At 65.5% G+C, this 14,553-nt stretch carries 13 protein-coding genes; 11 read left to right on the forward strand and 2 right to left on the reverse strand.

What is annotated here, in order from left to right; genetic code table 11:
• Positions 1 to 127: 127 nt before the first annotated feature.
• Positions 128 to 1,060: an ABC transporter ATP-binding protein gene (locus QSV36_RS02720; protein ID WP_289129606.1), complete on the forward strand. Its 933-nt coding sequence runs from the start codon at positions 128 to 130 to the stop codon at positions 1,058 to 1,060.
• Positions 1,057 to 1,836, forward strand: coding sequence for an ABC transporter permease (locus QSV36_RS02725; protein WP_225776860.1), 780 nt, complete (start codon positions 1,057 to 1,059; stop codon positions 1,834 to 1,836). The genes QSV36_RS02720 and QSV36_RS02725 overlap by 4 nt, the downstream gene beginning before the upstream one ends.
• Here QSV36_RS02725 and QSV36_RS02730 read toward each other — a convergent pair.
• The gene (locus QSV36_RS02730) at positions 1,720 to 2,346 is read right to left on the reverse strand and encodes a DUF2062 domain-containing protein (protein ID WP_289129609.1); all 627 of its coding nucleotides are present in this window, start codon (positions 2,344 to 2,346) and stop codon (positions 1,720 to 1,722) included. The two genes, QSV36_RS02725 and QSV36_RS02730, sit on opposite strands and share 117 nt — an antisense overlap.
• A gap of 142 nt (positions 2,347 to 2,488) precedes the next feature.
• On the opposite strand from QSV36_RS02730, the gene QSV36_RS02735 reads away from it, so the two are divergent.
• The 8 genes from QSV36_RS02735 to murB all read left to right on the forward strand — a co-directional run bounded on the left by QSV36_RS02735 (position 2,489) and on the right by murB (position 9,398).
• Positions 2,489 to 4,702 carry a DNA internalization-related competence protein ComEC/Rec2 gene (locus tag QSV36_RS02735; RefSeq protein ID WP_289129612.1) on the forward strand — a complete coding sequence of 738 codons (2,214 nt, stop codon included), beginning with the start codon at positions 2,489 to 2,491 and terminating at the stop codon, positions 4,700 to 4,702.
• Between the two features lie 157 nt (positions 4,703 to 4,859).
• Positions 4,860 to 5,495: a flagellar polar localization protein PocA gene (pocA, locus tag QSV36_RS02740; protein ID WP_289129614.1), complete on the forward strand. Its 636-nt coding sequence runs from the start codon at positions 4,860 to 4,862 to the stop codon at positions 5,493 to 5,495.
• Complete coding sequence (gene pocB, locus QSV36_RS02745) at positions 5,492 to 5,926, forward strand: flagellar polar localization protein PocB (RefSeq protein ID WP_225776863.1); 435 nt, start codon at positions 5,492 to 5,494, stop codon at positions 5,924 to 5,926. Before pocA ends, pocB begins: the two co-directional genes overlap by 4 nt.
• Complete coding sequence (lpxK, locus tag QSV36_RS02750) at positions 5,926 to 6,927, forward strand: tetraacyldisaccharide 4'-kinase (protein WP_289129616.1); 1,002 nt, start codon at positions 5,926 to 5,928, stop codon at positions 6,925 to 6,927. Before pocB ends, lpxK begins: the two co-directional genes overlap by 1 nt.
• 44 nt (positions 6,928 to 6,971) lie before the next feature.
• Positions 6,972 to 7,157, forward strand: a complete 186-nt coding sequence (locus QSV36_RS02755) for a Trm112 family protein (RefSeq protein WP_003247142.1) — start codon at positions 6,972 to 6,974, stop codon at positions 7,155 to 7,157.
• A complete protein-coding gene (gene kdsB, locus QSV36_RS02760; protein ID WP_289129618.1) occupies positions 7,154 to 7,918 on the forward strand; it encodes a 3-deoxy-manno-octulosonate cytidylyltransferase in 765 nt (254 codons plus the stop codon). Before QSV36_RS02755 ends, kdsB begins: the two co-directional genes overlap by 4 nt.
• Positions 7,918 to 8,382: a low molecular weight protein-tyrosine-phosphatase gene (locus tag QSV36_RS02765; protein ID WP_289129620.1), complete on the forward strand. Its 465-nt coding sequence runs from the start codon at positions 7,918 to 7,920 to the stop codon at positions 8,380 to 8,382. Before kdsB ends, QSV36_RS02765 begins: the two co-directional genes overlap by 1 nt.
• Entirely contained in the window at positions 8,379 to 9,398 is a 1,020-nt protein-coding gene (gene murB, locus QSV36_RS02770) for a UDP-N-acetylmuramate dehydrogenase (protein WP_289129623.1), read from the forward strand. The genes QSV36_RS02765 and murB overlap by 4 nt, the downstream gene beginning before the upstream one ends.
• A gap of 134 nt (positions 9,399 to 9,532) precedes the next feature.
• Here murB and rne read toward each other — a convergent pair whose 3' ends face one another.
• Positions 9,533 to 12,799 carry a ribonuclease E gene (gene rne, locus QSV36_RS02775; protein ID WP_289129625.1) on the reverse strand — a complete coding sequence of 1,089 codons (3,267 nt, stop codon included), beginning with the start codon at positions 12,797 to 12,799 and terminating at the stop codon, positions 9,533 to 9,535.
• Between the two features lie 796 nt (positions 12,800 to 13,595).
• On the opposite strand from rne, the gene rluC reads away from it, so the two are divergent.
• Complete coding sequence (gene rluC / locus QSV36_RS02780; protein ID WP_289129628.1) at positions 13,596 to 14,552, forward strand: 23S rRNA pseudouridine(955/2504/2580) synthase RluC; 957 nt, start codon at positions 13,596 to 13,598, stop codon at positions 14,550 to 14,552.
• The last annotated feature ends 1 nt before the right edge of the window (position 14,553 follow it).

The raw sequence follows: 14,553 nt of genomic DNA on the forward strand, positions 1-14,553 counted from the left end.
TCGATAGTCATTATCAATACATGTGACTGTACTTGTGCGGCCGGGCCAAGCACCATTGGCCGCACTCACTGCGCCAGTGACTTTGCCTGGCGTGTCCTGCACCTTTTTCTCTGGTAAGTGACCCGCTATGAGTTCCGCCCTGTCGATCCGACAGCTGACCAAGACCTACGGCAACGGCTTCCAGGCCCTCAAGGGCATCGACCTGGATGTCACCGAAGGCGACTTCTTCGCCTTGCTCGGCCCCAACGGCGCCGGCAAGTCCACTACCATCGGCATACTCTCGACCTTGGTGAACAAGACCAGTGGTACGGTCAACGTGTTCGGCCATGACCTCGACCGCGAACCGGCTGCGCTCAAGCGCTGCCTGGGCGTGGTGCCGCAGGAGTTCAACTTCAACCAGTTCGAGAAGACCTTCGACATCGTCGTGACCCAGGCCGGCTACTATGGCATTCCGCCCAAGCTGGCCAAGGAGCGCGCTGAACAGTACCTGACCCAGCTCGGCCTGTGGGACAAGCGCGACGTGCAGTCGCGTTCGCTGTCCGGCGGCATGAAGCGCCGGCTGATGATCGCCCGCGCGCTGATTCACGAGCCGCGCCTGCTGATTCTCGACGAGCCCACCGCCGGCGTGGATATCGAGCTGCGCCGCTCGATGTGGAGCTTCCTCACCGAGCTGAACCAGAAAGGCATCACCATCATCCTCACCACCCACTACCTGGAAGAGGCTGAGCAGCTGTGCCGCAACATCGGCATCATCGACCACGGCACCATCGTCGAGAACACCAGCATGCGCCAGTTGCTGGGCAAGCTGCATGTCGAAACCTTCGTCCTTGACCTCAAGCATGACCTGGCCGCGGCGCCGGCGCTGCAGGGCTACCCGTGCCGCCTGCTGACCCCGCATACCCTGGAAGTGCAAGTGGACAAGGACATCGGCATCACCGCCTTGTTCGGCCAGCTGGCGCTGCAGAACATCGAGGTCCAGAGCCTGCGTAACAAGACCAACCGACTCGAGGAGCTGTTCGTGTCCCTGGTGGAAAAAAACCTGTCGAAGGTGGCGGTATGAGTGTCGAGCTGCGCACCAACTGGGTCGCCCTGAATACCATCGTCTACCGCGAAGTGCGGCGCTTCCTGCGCATCTGGCCGCAGACCCTGCTGCCGCCAGCGATCACCATGGTCCTGTACTTCGTCATTTTCGGTAACCTGATCGGCCGGCAGATCGGCGACATGGGTGGCTTCAGCTACATGGAGTACATCGTGCCGGGGCTGATCATGATGTCGGTGATCACCAACTCCTACGGCAACGTGGTGTCGAGCTTCTTCGGCAGCAAGTTCCAGCGCTCTATCGAGGAGCTGATGGTATCGCCGGTATCGCCGCACACCATCCTTGTCGGCTACGTGCTGGGCGGTGTGCTGCGGGGCCTGGCGGTAGGCGTTATCGTGACCTTCCTGTCGCTGTTCTTCACCCATCTGCAGGTGCACCACCTTGGCGTGACCGTGGTCGTGGTGCTGCTGACGGCGACCATCTTCTCGCTGCTGGGCTTCGTCAACGCGGTGTTCGCACGCAACTTCGACGACATCTCGATCATCCCCACCTTCGTGCTGACGCCGCTGACCTACCTGGGCGGGGTGTTCTATTCGATCAACCTGCTGCCGCCGTTCTGGCAGACCGTGTCGCTGGCCAACCCGGTGCTGCACATGGTCAACTCGTTCCGCTACGGCATTCTAGGGGTGTCGGACATCAGCATTGGCACGGCGATCAGCTTCATGCTGGTCGCCACTGCGCTGCTCTACCTGCTGTGCGTTCGCCTGCTGGTCAGCGGCCGCGGCATGCGTGCGTGAACAGCGGAGCTTGCGCCGGCGCCACTGCCGGCCAATCCACCAGCGCCAGTACAGCAGGGTGGTGAAGTAGGCAGCGATGCCCAGGACCACCCCACATACCACCGAGCCCAGCAGGAACGGCTGCCACAGCGTGGCCAGCTGGTCGGTGATCCAGGCGAAGGTCAGCTCTTCGGGCAGGGTGCGTGGCGGGACCTGCATCAGCCAGGCGCCGGTCATGTAGGTGACGAAGAACACCGGTGGCATGGTCAGGGGGTTGGTCAGCCAGACCAGGCTCACAGCGATCGGCAGGTTGCCACGTACCGGAATCGCCAGCGCGGCTGCCAGCAGCATCTGCATGGGGATGGGAATAAGTGCCGCGAACAGGCCCACCCCCATGGCCCGCGCTACCGAGTGCCGGTTCAGGTGCCAAAGGTTCGGGTCATGCAGCAACTTGCCGAAAAAGCGTAAGGACTTGTGTTCCCTAATGCTGGTCGGATCCGGCATGTAGCGTTTGAACAGTCGGCGCGGCATGTAGGCTCCCGGAGCGTTGATCCGGGCAGTATGCCCTGATTCCCGTTCAGCCTCGTTTAGAGTTTGTGACAATTGTTGAGCAAGCGCTGCCGGCAATTGGGCTATGCCTCAGAAGGTGATTTCGCTTCTGGAGCTCTACCTCATGCGCACAGGGATGTTTGCGCTCGCGCTCGGGCTGTTGTGCCTGGGCTTTTTACCCGTGCTGCCGTCGGTCGGGTGGCTGGTGCTGCTCGCGCTTGGCGGTGGTGTGTGCCTGTTTACCCGCCTGTGGCCGCTGGGCTGTTTCCTGCTGGGCCTGTGCTGGGCCATTGGCTCCGCCCAGGCGGCCCTGGATGATCGCCTGGCAGCCAGGCTGGATGGCCGTACCTTGTGGCTGGAGGGCCGCGTGGTCGGCCTGCCGACGCGCACCGCGCAAGGGGTGCGCTTCGAGCTGCAAGGGGCCCGCTCGCGGCGGGCCGAACTGCCGCAGCGCCTGCAATTGAGCTGGTTCGACGGGCCAGCGCTGCGCGCGGGCGAGCAATGGCGGCTGGCGGTGACCTTGCAGCGCCCGACCGGGTTGCTCAACCCGCACGGGCCGGACCCGGAGGCCCGGTTGCTGGCGCGGCGGGTCGGGGCCAGCGGTACGGTCAAGGCCGGGCAACGGCTGGCACCGGTTGTCGGTGGCTGGCGTGACACCCTGCGCCAGCGCCTGCTGGCAGTGGACGCTCATGGCCGCCAGGCAGCGCTGGTAGCCCTGGTGCTCGGCGACGGCTCCGGCCTGCCCCGGCAGGACTGGCAGACGCTGCAGGCCACCGGCACGGTGCACCTGCTGGTGATTTCCGGCCAGCACATCGGCCTGATCGCCGGCTTGCTGTATGGCCTTGTCGCCGGGTTGGCGCGCTACGGGCTGTGGCCGACCTGGCTGCCCTGGCTGCCCTGGGCGTGTGGCCTGGCCATGGCCGCGGCGCTGGCCTACGGCTGGCTGGCCGGTGCCGGCGTGCCGGTGCAGCGTGCCTGCCTGATGCTGGCCGTGGTGCTGCTCTGGCGTTTGCGCTTTCGTCAACTTGGCGCGACCTTGCCGTTGCTGCTGGCGCTGGTGGCCGTGTTGTTGGTTGAACCGTTGGCCGCGTTGTTGCCTGGTTTCTGGCTGTCGTTCGCGGCCGTGGCCACGCTGGTTTATTGCTTCAGCGCGCGGCTGGGCGGCTGGCGCCCCTGGCAGGCCTGGACGCGCGCCCAATGGGTCATTGCCATTGGTTTGCTCCCGGTGCTGCTGGCCACCGGCTTGCCGGTGAGCCTGAGTGCGCCGTTGGCCAACCTTGTGGCAGTGCCGTGGGTCAGCATCGCGGTGCTGCCGCTGGCGTTGCTGGGGACGTTGCTGCTGCCGCTGGGTGGGTTGGGGGAGGCACTGTTGTGGCTGGCGGGCGGCTTGCTGGACGGGCTGTTCCGGCTGCTGGCGCTGGCGGCGCAGCAGCGCTCCGCGTGGCAGCCGCCAGCTCTGCCGCTGTGGGCCTGGCTGCTGGTCTGCCTGGGCACTTGGCTGTTGCTGTTGCCCCGAGGTGTGCCGCTGCGTGGCCTGGGTGGGGTCATGCTGCTGGCACTGTGGGTGCCGAGGGCGACGGTACCGTTCGGGCAGGTCGAAATCTGGCAACTGGATGTCGGCCAGGGCCTGGCGGTGCTGTTGCGCACCCGGCACCACAACCTGCTGTACGACGCTGGTCCGGCCAGGGGCGAAACCGACCTGGGCGAACGGGTGGTGTTGCCTACCCTGCGTAAGCTCGGGGTGGGTAGCCTTGACCTGATGTTGATCAGTCACGCCCACGCCGACCATGCCGGCGGCGCAGCGGCGATACAACGTGGCTTGCCGGTGCGGCGGACGGTCGGTGGTGAAGCGCTTGAAGAGGTCCCGTTGCAGCCTTGTAGCAGCGGCGAGCAATGGGTGTGGGATGGCGTGCGTTTTTCGCTGTGGCGCTGGGCTGACGGGCAGAGCAGCAACGACCGATCCTGCGTGTTGCTGGTCGAGGCGCAGGGCGAGCGCCTGCTGCTGGCGGGTGACATGGAAGCCGCTGCCGAGCAGGCCTGGTTGGCGGCCACCGACACACCCCGTATCGATTGGTTGCAGGCGCCGCACCATGGCAGCCGGAGTTCCTCAAGCGAGGCTTTCATCCGGGCCACAGCGCCGCGCGGGGTACTGGTTTCGCGAGGCCGTAACAACAGCTTCGGGCACCCCCATGCGCAGGTGGTCGAGCGTTATCGGCGGCATGGGGTGGCGATGCATGACACGGCGGTGGAGGGGGCGTTGCGGTTGGTGTTGGGGCGTCAGGGGGAGGTTGAAAGTGTGCGGGGGCAGCGGCGGTTTTGGCGGGATTCGGCACAGTAGGGTGCAGTGGCTTGCAGGTGCTTGCCTTTATATTTTCAGCGCCTGATACCGAACCCAAGGCATACTCCTCTGCCCCAACAATTCCCTGACCTCCGGCAGATGAGCCCCCGGCGCGCCTATGGTAGAGTGGCGGCCTTTTTCCGAGGGGGCGTTTACTGTGTGGGAATTGGTCAAGTCCGGTGGTTGGATGATGCTGCCGATCATTCTGAGCTCCATCGCCGCCATGGCTATCGTCGTCGAGCGCCTGTGGACCCTGCGCGCCAGTCGCGTCACCCCGCCACACCTGCTGGGCCAGGTCTGGATGTGGATCAAGGACAAGCAACTGACCAGTGACAAGCTCAAGGCCCTGCGCGCCGATTCGCCATTGGGCGAAATCCTTGCCGCCGGCCTGGCCAACTCGCGCCATGGCCGCGAAATCATGAAGGAATGCATCGAGGAAGCCGCCTCGCGCGTCATCCACGAGCTGGAGCGCTACATCAGCACCCTCGGCACCATTGCCGCCATGGCCCCGCTGCTGGGCCTGCTGGGCACCGTGCTGGGCATGATCGACATCTTCAGCGCCTTTATCGGCTCGCAGATGACGGCCAACGCGGCAGTGCTGGCGGGCGGTATCTCCAAGGCCCTGGTCACCACCGCGGCCGGCCTGATGGTCGGTATCCCGGCGGTGTTCTTCCATCGCTTCCTGCTGCGCCGCATCGATGAGCTGGTGGTGGGCATGGAACAGGAAACGATCAAGCTGGTGGAAGTGCTGCAGGGCGACCGTGAAGTGGAAGTGGCCGGAGGCAAGGCGTGAAGTTCCGGCGCAATCGCCAGCGGGAGAACGTCGACATCAACCTGGCGTCGCTGATCGACGTGGTGTTCGTGCTGCTGCTGTTCTTCGTGGTTACCACGACCTTTACCCGCGAGACCCAGCTGCGCGTCGAGCTGCCCGAAGCTACCAGCGCCGAGCCGACGCCGGCCGAGCAGGGCAAGCTGGTGGAAATCACCATCAGCGCCGACGGCGTGTACTCGGTGAACAACCATCTGTTGCCCAAGAGCGACCTGGCCACCCTGAGCGAAGCGATCGAGCGTGAATCAGGCGGCGACAACAAGCTGCCGCTGGCCATCAGCGCCGATGGCAAGACCCCGCACCAGGCTGTAGTCACCGCGATGGATGCCGCCGGCAAGCTCGGCTTCAGCCAGTTGCGCATGACCACGGTCGAGGCGGCTCCGGGCACGCCCTGATGGCCTTCACCGATCGCTTGCTCGCGGCCTGGTACGCCGGGCACCCGGCCCTGGCGCTGCTGCGCCCGCTGGAGGCACTGTACCGTCGCGTGGTCATCCGCAAGCGGGCGCGTTTCGTGCGTGGCGAAAGCGCCAGCTACCGGGCCCCGGTGCCAGTCATCGTGGTCGGCAACATCACCGTGGGCGGTACCGGCAAGACGCCGATGATCCTCTGGCTGATCGAGCACTGCCGCCGGCAGGGCCTCAAGGTCGGCGTGGTCAGCCGTGGCTATGGCGCCAAGCCGCCGCAGCTGCCATGGCGCGTGCAGGCCGACCAGCTTGCCGAGCAGGCCGGCGACGAACCGTTGCTGATCGTGCAGCGCAGCGGCGTGCCGCTGATGATCGACCCCGACCGTTCCCGCGCGGTACAGGCATTGCTGGCCAGCGAACACCTCGACCTGATCCTGTGCGACGACGGCATGCAGCACTATCGCCTGGCGCGCGACCTCGAACTGGTTTTGATCGACGCCGCCCGCGGCCTGGGCAACGGCCGCTGCCTGCCGGCGGGGCCGTTGCGCGAGCCGGCGGAGCGCCTGCGTGACGCAGATGCGGTGCTGTTCAACGGTAGTCGCGAAGACCGCGCCGACGGCTTTGGCTTCTGCCTGCAACCGTCCGCCCTGGTCAACTTGCGCACTGGCGAACGCCGCGGGCTCGACCATTTCCCCGCAGGCCAGCGCCTGCATGCGGTGGCCGGCATCGGCAACCCGCAACGTTTCTTCAATACCCTGCTGGGGCTAAACTGGCAGCCGGTGCCGCATCCCTTTGCCGACCATGCGCGGTTCAGTGCCGAAAGCCTCGCCTTCGCCCCGCCGTTACCACTGGTCATGACCGAGAAGGACGCGGTGAAATGCCGGGCCTTCGCCGCCGACGACTGGTGGTACCTGGGCGTCGAGGCACAGCCTACGGCGGCTTTCAGCGCCTGGTTCGACAACCAGTTGCAACGCTTGCTGCGCAAGCCCTGAGCCCGTTTTCAATTTTCGGCCACCTGGCCTAAAGGAAACCTCCAATGGACACCAAACTGCTCGATATCCTGGCCTGCCCGATCACCAAGGGCCCGCTCAAGCTCAGTGCCGACAAGACCGAGCTGATCAGCAAGGGTGCCGGCCTGGCCTACCCGATCCGCGACGGCATTCCGGTCATGCTGGAAAGCGAGGCACGCACCCTGACCGACGACGAGCGTCTGGACAAATGAGCCTGAACTTCACCGTGGTGATTCCCGCCCGCCTGCGCTCCACGCGTCTGCCGGGCAAGCCGCTGCTGCCGATCGCCGGCAAGCCGATGGTCCAGCATGTGTGGGAACAGGCGCGCAAGAGCAGCGCCGGCCGTGTGGTCATTGCCACTGACGATGCCAGCATCGTCGAGGCCTGCCAGGCCTTTGGCGCCGAGGTGCTGCTGACCCGTGCCGACCACGAATCGGGTACCGACCGCCTGGCCGAGGTGGCCGCGCGCCTGGGCCTGCCGGCCGATGCCATCGTGGTCAACGTGCAGGGCGACGAGCCGCTGATCCCACCGGTAATCATCGATCAGGTGGCAGCCAACCTGGCCGCGCACCCGCAGGCTGGCATCGCTACCCTGGCCGAGCCGATCCATGAGCCGGAAACCGTGTTCAACCCCAATGCGGTCAAGGTGGTCAGTGACAAGCACGGCCTGGCCCTGACCTTCAGCCGCGCACCGCTGCCCTGGGCACGTGATGCGTTCGCCAGCGACCGTGACCAGCTGCCGGCGAGCGTGCCTTACCGCCGTCACATCGGCATGTACGCCTACCGTGTCGGTTTCCTGCAGGACTTCGTCAGCTGGGGGCCGTGCTGGCTCGAGCAGGCTGAATCGCTGGAGCAGCTGCGGGCCCTGTGGCACGGCGTGCGCATTCATGTCGAGGACGCCATCGAGGCGCCTGCCGTGGGCGTGGATACCCCGGAAGACCTGGAGCGCGTACGGCGCTTGCTGGAGGCCTGATGCGCGTTCTGTTCGTCTGCCTCGGCAACATCTGCCGTTCGCCCACGGCCGAAGCCGTGCTGCGCCATCAATTGCAGGCTGCCGGGCTTGCCGAGAAGGTGCAGGTGGCTTCCGCCGGCACGGCTGAGTGGCATGTCGGCAAGGCACCCGACAGCCGTACCTGCAAGGCGGCGCTCGCGCGCGGGTATGACCTTTCGCAGCAGCGCGCCCAGCAAGTCAAGGCGGCGCATTTTGCCGAGTATGACCTGATCCTGGCCATGGACGAGAGCAACCTCAGCCATCTGCGCGCCCTGCGCCCGCACACCGCAACCGGCGAGCTTGACCTGTTCCTGCGCCGCTATGGCGCTGCGCTGGATGAAGTGCCTGACCCGTACTATGGCGGCGCCGACGGCTTCGAGCAGGTGCTCGACCTGGTCGAGGCGGCGTGCCAGGCGCTGGTGCTGGAAATCAAGGGGCGGCTATGACACTGCAGTGGCAGGAGCAGGTATCGCTCAAGCCTTACAACACCTTTGGCATCGACGTGAAGGCGCGCTATTTCAGCCCGGCCCATGACGACCAGGAAGTGCGCCAGGCATTGAGCCAGGCGCAGCAGCACGGCTTGCCGCTGCTGGTGATTGGTGGCGGCAGCAATCTGTTGCTGACCAGGGATATCGACGCCTGGGTATTGCACATGGCCAGTCGTGGCCGGCGCGTGCTCAGTGACGATGGCGAACGCATCGTGGTCGAGGCCGAGGCCGGTGAGCCCTGGCACCCGTTCGTGCAATGGACCCTGGCGCAGGGTTATTGCGGGCTGGAGAACCTCAGCCTGATCCCTGGCACGGTTGGCGCCGCGCCGATGCAGAACGTCGGCGCCTACGGCGTGGAAATCAAGGACGTGTTTGTCGGCCTGACCGCCCTGGACCGCGAGACCGGCGCGCTGCGTGACTTCGGTCTGGCGGAATGTGCGTTCGGGTATCGCGACAGCCTGTTCAAGCGCAACCCTGGGCGCTGGTTGATCCTGCGTGTGCGTTTTGCCTTGAGCCGCACCTTGCACGCCCGCCTGGACTACGGCCCGGTGCGTCAGCGCCTGGTCGAGCAGGGCGTGACCGAGCCGACCGCGCAGGCGATCAGCGAGACGATCTGCAGCATTCGCCGCGAGAAACTGCCAGACCCGGCAGAGCTGGGCAATGCCGGGAGCTTCTTCAAGAACCCGGTGGTAGCGGCGGCGCAGGTGGAGCGTATTCGTGCCCAGTACCCCGGTGTGGTGGCTTATCCCCAGGCCGACGGGCAGGTCAAGCTGGCAGCTGGCTGGCTGATCGAGCAGGCCGGCTGGAAGGGCTATCGCGAGGGCGATTCCGGGGTGCATTGCCTGCAGTCGCTGGTGCTGGTCAACCATGGCCAGGCGAGCGGGGCGCAGATGCATGCGCTGGCGCGGCGGATCCAGGCCGATATCCTGGAGCGCTTCGGCGTCGAACTGGAGATGGAGCCCAACCTCTACTGATACCCTTTGAAGGAGCGGCCTTGTGTTGCGAAGGGCCGCTCCTACAAGGCGTGCAGGCGCTGCCATGTAACAGAAGCCCAAGAAAAAGCCCCGCCAGTTCGCACTGGCGGGGCTTTTTCATTCAGCCTTGGCTATCAACCGTGATGAGGCTTTTGCTCATCGGTGGATTCCAGGGCTGGTTCCTCCGCCTTTGCAGCAGCTTCCTGCGCGGCTTTGGCAGCCGCCTCGGCCTCACGCTTGCGGCGACGCACTTCACGTGGGTCGTTCGGTGCGCGGCCGTTGGCCAGCATGACAGTAGCAGGCTCTGCCGCGACAGGGGCTGCGACCGGTGCCGGCTCGACGACCACCGGGGCTGGCTCTGCGGCTGTTACTGCTGGCTGGGCTTCGACAACCGGCGCAGGCTGCTCGGCAACCGGGGCGGCTTCGACCACGGCCGGAGCCTGTTCGATTTCACCGGCCTCGACGGCAGGCGCTTCGACCGCTGCTTCGGTAACCACTGGCTCGGCAGCAGGCGCGGTATCAACCACTGGTTGCGGAGTGACCTCAACCACTGGCTCGGCGCTTGCCTCGACTGCGGCCACAGGCTCGCTGAACGGTTGCTCGACCACGGGTGCCACTGCAACTTCGTCCGCCTTGGCGGCTGCTTCGGCCTGCGCTGCAGGCTGGGCAGCTTCGCTGTTGTCGGTTTCTGCGGCGGCGACTTCAGCGGTAGCCTGCTCGGCCTGCTGGTTGGCCTGGGCTTCGGCTTCGGCGCTGATGTTGCTGCTGGCAACAGCGGCAGTCACGGCCAGGCCGGCTGCCAGCTCGGCACCCAGCTCGGTGGCCTGATGCGCTTGTGGCTGCTCTTCGTGGCCTTCTTCTTCACTGCCTTCGATCAGCTCGCCATTGACGTTGCGCTGACGCTCGCGACGGTTGCTGCGACGACGCTGGCCACGGGAGCGGCGGCGTGGGCGCTCGCCATCGGCGCCTTCCTGGTCGTCCTGCAGCAGCTCCTCGTTCGGCAGTTGCTCTTCGGCCAGCTCGGCAGCCTGCACGGCCGCTTCTTCGGCTGTGCGTGGCTGGCGCTCTTCGCGTGGCGGGCGTGGGGCGCGTTCTTCGCGTGGTGCACGCTCTTCACGTGGCGCACGGTCTTCACGAGGGGTGCGTTCTTCACGTGGCGCGCGCTCTTCACGCGGAGCACGCTCTTCGCGAGGGGTGCGTTCTTCACGTGGGGCACGCTCTTCACGCGGAGCACGCTCTTCACGTGGTGCGCGTTCCTCGCGTGGTGCACGCTCTTCGCGGGCTACACGTTCTTCACGCGGCTGGCGCTCCTCGCGCTCGGCCGGGGTGGCGTCCAGCGGCTCACGCAGTTCACGTACACGCTCTTCGCCACGGTTGCCACGGCGGTCTTCGCGTGGCTGGCGTGGGGCACGTTCTTCACGCGGTGCACGCTCTTCGCGTGGGGCGCGTTCTTCACGTGGCGCACGCTCTTCGCGCGGTGCACGTTCCTCGCGCGGCTGGCGCTCTTCACGGGGTGCACGCTCGGCACGCTCTTCGCGTGGCTTGCGTTCCTCGTCGCGGCGGCCGTTGCGGTTGCGGCTCTGCTGGCGGCCGTTGCGGCGTTCTTCGTTGCGCGAGCTGCGCTCGGTAGCCGGTTTCTCGGCGGCTGGTGCGACCGGTGCGGCGGCAGGCTCTTCCTTGCCGGCGAACAGGCTGACCAGCGATTTCACCAGGCCCTTGAACAGGCTCGGCTCCGGCGCGCTCGGCGCTGGGGTGGCCGGTGCGGCTGGCTGCGGCTCTTCAACGGCGGTCGGAATCGGCGCGTTGGCGCGTGCCGGGGCGGTTTTCACCGCGGCTTCCTGGCGCACCAAGGTGCGGGTCGCGGTTGGCTGCGGCGCTTCTTCGGCTTCGGCAGCGGCGATTTCGTAGCTGGACTGGTTGCTCAGCACTTCCGGGTTGTCGTCGCGCAGCCGCTGGACTTCGAAGTGCGGGGTTTCCAGGTGGTCGTTCGGCAGGATGATGATGCGTGCACGGGTACGCAGTTCGATCTTGGTGATCGAGTTGCGCTTCTCGTTGAGCAGGAACGCGGCTACCGGGATCGGTACCTGGGCACGCACTTCGGCGGTGCGGTCCTTCAGGGCTTCTTCTTCGATCAGGCGCAGGATGGCCAGCGACAGCGACTCGACATCGCGGATGATGCCGGTGCCGGAGCAACGCGGGCAGACGATGCCGCTGCTTTCGCCCAGCGACGGACGCAGGCGCTGGCGGGACATTTCCAGCAGGCCGAAGCGCGAGATGCGGCCAACCTGGACGCGGGCGCGGTCGGCTTCCAGGCATTCGCGGACGCGTTCTTCCACGGCACGCTGGTTCTTCGCCGGGGTCATGTCGATGAAGTCGATGACGATCAGGCCGCCGATGTCACGCAGACGCAGCTGGCGGGCGATTTCCTCGGCCGCTTCCAGGTTGGTCTGCAGGGCGGTTTCTTCGATGTCGCTGCCTTTGGTCGCGCGCGCCGAGTTGATGTCGATGGACACCAGGGCTTCGGTGGGGTCGATCACGATCGAACCGCCGGACGGCAGGTCGACCACGCGCTGGAAGGCGGTCTCGATCTGGCTTTCGATCTGGAAGCGGTTGAACAGCGGCACGCTGTCTTCGTACAGCTTGACCTTGCTGGCGTACTGCGGCATCACCTGGCGGATGAAGGTCAGCGCTTCTTCCTGGGCATCGATGCTGTCGATCAGCACTTCGCCGATGTCCTGGCGCAGGTAGTCGCGGATGGCACGGATGATGACGTTGCTTTCCTGGTAGATCAGGAACGGCGCGGCGCGGTCCTGGGACGCTTCCTTGATGGCGGTCCACAGCTGCAGCAGGTAATCGAGGTCCCACTGCATTTCTTCGCTGCTGCGGCCAAGGCCTGCGGTGCGCACGATCAGGCCCATGTCGCCCGGTACGGTCAGGCCGTTCAGGGCTTCGCGCAGTTCGTTGCGTTCCTCGCCTTCGATGCGGCGGGAGATGCCACCGGCGCGCGGGTTGTTGGGCATCAGCACCAGGTAGCGGCCGGCCAGGCTGATGAAGGTGGTGAGGGCGGCGCCTTTGTTGCCGCGCTCTTCCTTCTCGACCTGGACGATGACTTCCTGGCCTTCGCTCAGCACTTCCTTGATATTGACCCGCCCTTCGGGGGCCTTCTTGAAGTATTCGCGGGAGATTTCTTTCAGCGGCAGGAAGCCGTGACGTTCGGAGCCGAAGTCGACGAAGGCGGCTTCGAGGCTGGGTTCGATGCGGGTGATCTTGCCTTTGTAGATGTTGGCCTTTTTCTGCTCACGCGCGCCGGACTCGATGTCCAGGTCGTAGAGACGTTGGCCGTCCACCAGGGCTACACGCAACTCTTCGGGTTGAGTTGCGTTAATCAGCATTCTTTTCATGTTGTACCGTCGGTTTCCGGGCTGCCGGAAACGGCGTTCGGCACACACGACGTCTCATGGTCGGTGCCAAGGTGCGCAAAGGGTGGCCGGGCCACCCCCGTGTCGAGCAACGTTCGGCACCAGCCGGTTGCCCAGCCTGCCGTTGTCGCGACGACGCGTCCTGTTTGCTGCGGTGCCAACAAGGCCCCGGTGGCTTCGAATTGGAATCCGAATCAACCAAGCGGGCCTTGTGCACTCAGTCAGGAGGAGGAATCAACCTTCAGCCGTGGACGCCCGGGGGCATCTGTTCAGGACCTTATCCGCTCGCCAGCCGTCAGTGGGCTGGTGGCCGGACGCGGTGCTACACGGTCCGAGGGCTGTGCATCTCCACCCTGCACGTATCCCTGATAATTCGGGTGCTGCCGCGCGCTGAATCCGCAACGGGTTGCATTTTTCGCCAGCGCAGGTTCTGCGCTGGCGCCATTCATGTCCAAGGCAGGTATTTCCGAAGCATTCGCCGGGCGTTGCGTGGAAGCGACGGGCGGGCAGAGGTGCAGCGAAAAGAATCGGGTAAGCAGGTGAAACACCGCACTTGTCGTTTTTTTTCGGTCTTCTCTACACGGCGCTGGTGGCGATTCCAGGCAATTCGGTAAACTGGCGAAAACCCCGTAGGACGGCCTCGCGTCCTGGAGAATTGCGTTGGTCAGGGACCGGCAACGAGCCTGGTGCCACTGGCCTGCCGCTTTTGGCGGCGTTCGCGACTATAGCAGCAATGATTAAGTGCTTCAATTCCATAAAAAATTGTTATGATCCCGCCATGACGACCAATACCCCTCCGACTTCCGGCGTTCAGCTGATCGAAGTCGCGCCGGAACTTGCCGGCCAACGCATCGACAATTTCCTTATCACGGCCCTCAAGGGCGTGCCCAAGACGCTGGTCTACCGCATCCTGCGCAAAGGTGAAGTGCGGGTCAACAAGGGCCGCGTCAAGCCGGAATACAAGATCCAGGCTGGCGACATCGTGCGGGTACCGCCTGTCCGCCTGCCCGAGCGCGACGAGCCGGCGCCGGTGGCCCAGGGCCTGCTGCAGCGCCTGGAAGCCGCCATCGTCTATGAAGACAAGGCGCTGATCGTGATGAACAAGCCGGCCGGCATCGCCGTGCACGGCGGCAGCGGCCTGAGCTTTGGCGTGATCGAGGCACTGCGCCAGCTGCGCCCGGATGCCAAGGAGCTGGAACTGGTGCATCGCCTGGACCGCGACACCTCCGGCCTGCTGATGATCGCCAAGAAACGCAGCATGCTGCGCCACCTGCATGCCGCACTGCGCGGTGATGGGGTCGACAAGCGCTACATGGCGCTGGTGCGTGGCCATTGGCCGACTTCGAAGAAGCAGGTCAGCGCGCCGTTGCTCAAGAGCAACCTGCGTTCCGGCGAGCGCATGGTCGAGGTCAACGATGAAGGCAAGGAGGCCTTGACCCTGTTCCGCGTGCTGCGCCGCTTTGGCGAGTTCGCCACTATTGTGGAGGCACGCCCGGTCACCGGTCGCACCCACCAGATTCGCGTGCACACCCTGCATGCCGGGCATATGATCGCCGGCGACAGCAAGTACGGCGACGAAGACTTCAGTCGCGAAATTCGCGAGCTGGGTGGCAAGCGCCTGTTCCTGCACGCTTATGCGCTGACCGTGCCGCTGCCGGACGGTGGCGAGCTGAAGCTCGAGGCGCCGGTGGATGAGGTGTGGGCCAGAACCGTTGAGCGTCTGAGTGCGTCCTGAC

Source organism: Pseudomonas sp. BCRC 81390 (genome assembly GCF_030341915.1).
Lineage (GTDB): Bacteria > Pseudomonadota > Gammaproteobacteria > Pseudomonadales > Pseudomonadaceae > Aquipseudomonas.

Bases quoted from the DNA above. Each gene is read 5' to 3' on its own strand.
- QSV36_RS02720 (WP_289129606.1), top strand. From the start codon at position 128: ATGAGTTCCGCCCTGTCGATCCGACAGCTGACCAAGACCTACGGCAAC.
- QSV36_RS02725 (WP_225776860.1), top strand. From the start codon at position 1,057: ATGAGTGTCGAGCTGCGCACCAACTGGGTCGCCCTGAATACCATCGTC.
- QSV36_RS02730 (WP_289129609.1), bottom strand. From the start codon at position 2,346: ATGCCGCGCCGACTGTTCAAACGCTACATGCCGGATCCGACCAGCATT.
- QSV36_RS02735 (WP_289129612.1), top strand. From the start codon at position 2,489: ATGCGCACAGGGATGTTTGCGCTCGCGCTCGGGCTGTTGTGCCTGGGC.
- lpxK (WP_289129616.1), top strand. From the start codon at position 5,926: ATGGCCTTCACCGATCGCTTGCTCGCGGCCTGGTACGCCGGGCACCCG.
- QSV36_RS02755 (WP_003247142.1), top strand. From the start codon at position 6,972: ATGGACACCAAACTGCTCGATATCCTGGCCTGCCCGATCACCAAGGGC.
- kdsB (WP_289129618.1), top strand. From the start codon at position 7,154: ATGAGCCTGAACTTCACCGTGGTGATTCCCGCCCGCCTGCGCTCCACG.
- QSV36_RS02765 (WP_289129620.1), top strand. From the start codon at position 7,918: ATGCGCGTTCTGTTCGTCTGCCTCGGCAACATCTGCCGTTCGCCCACG.
- murB (WP_289129623.1), top strand. From the start codon at position 8,379: ATGACACTGCAGTGGCAGGAGCAGGTATCGCTCAAGCCTTACAACACC.
- rne (WP_289129625.1), bottom strand. From the start codon at position 12,799: ATGAAAAGAATGCTGATTAACGCAACTCAACCCGAAGAGTTGCGTGTA.
- rluC (WP_289129628.1), top strand. From the start codon at position 13,596: ATGACGACCAATACCCCTCCGACTTCCGGCGTTCAGCTGATCGAAGTC.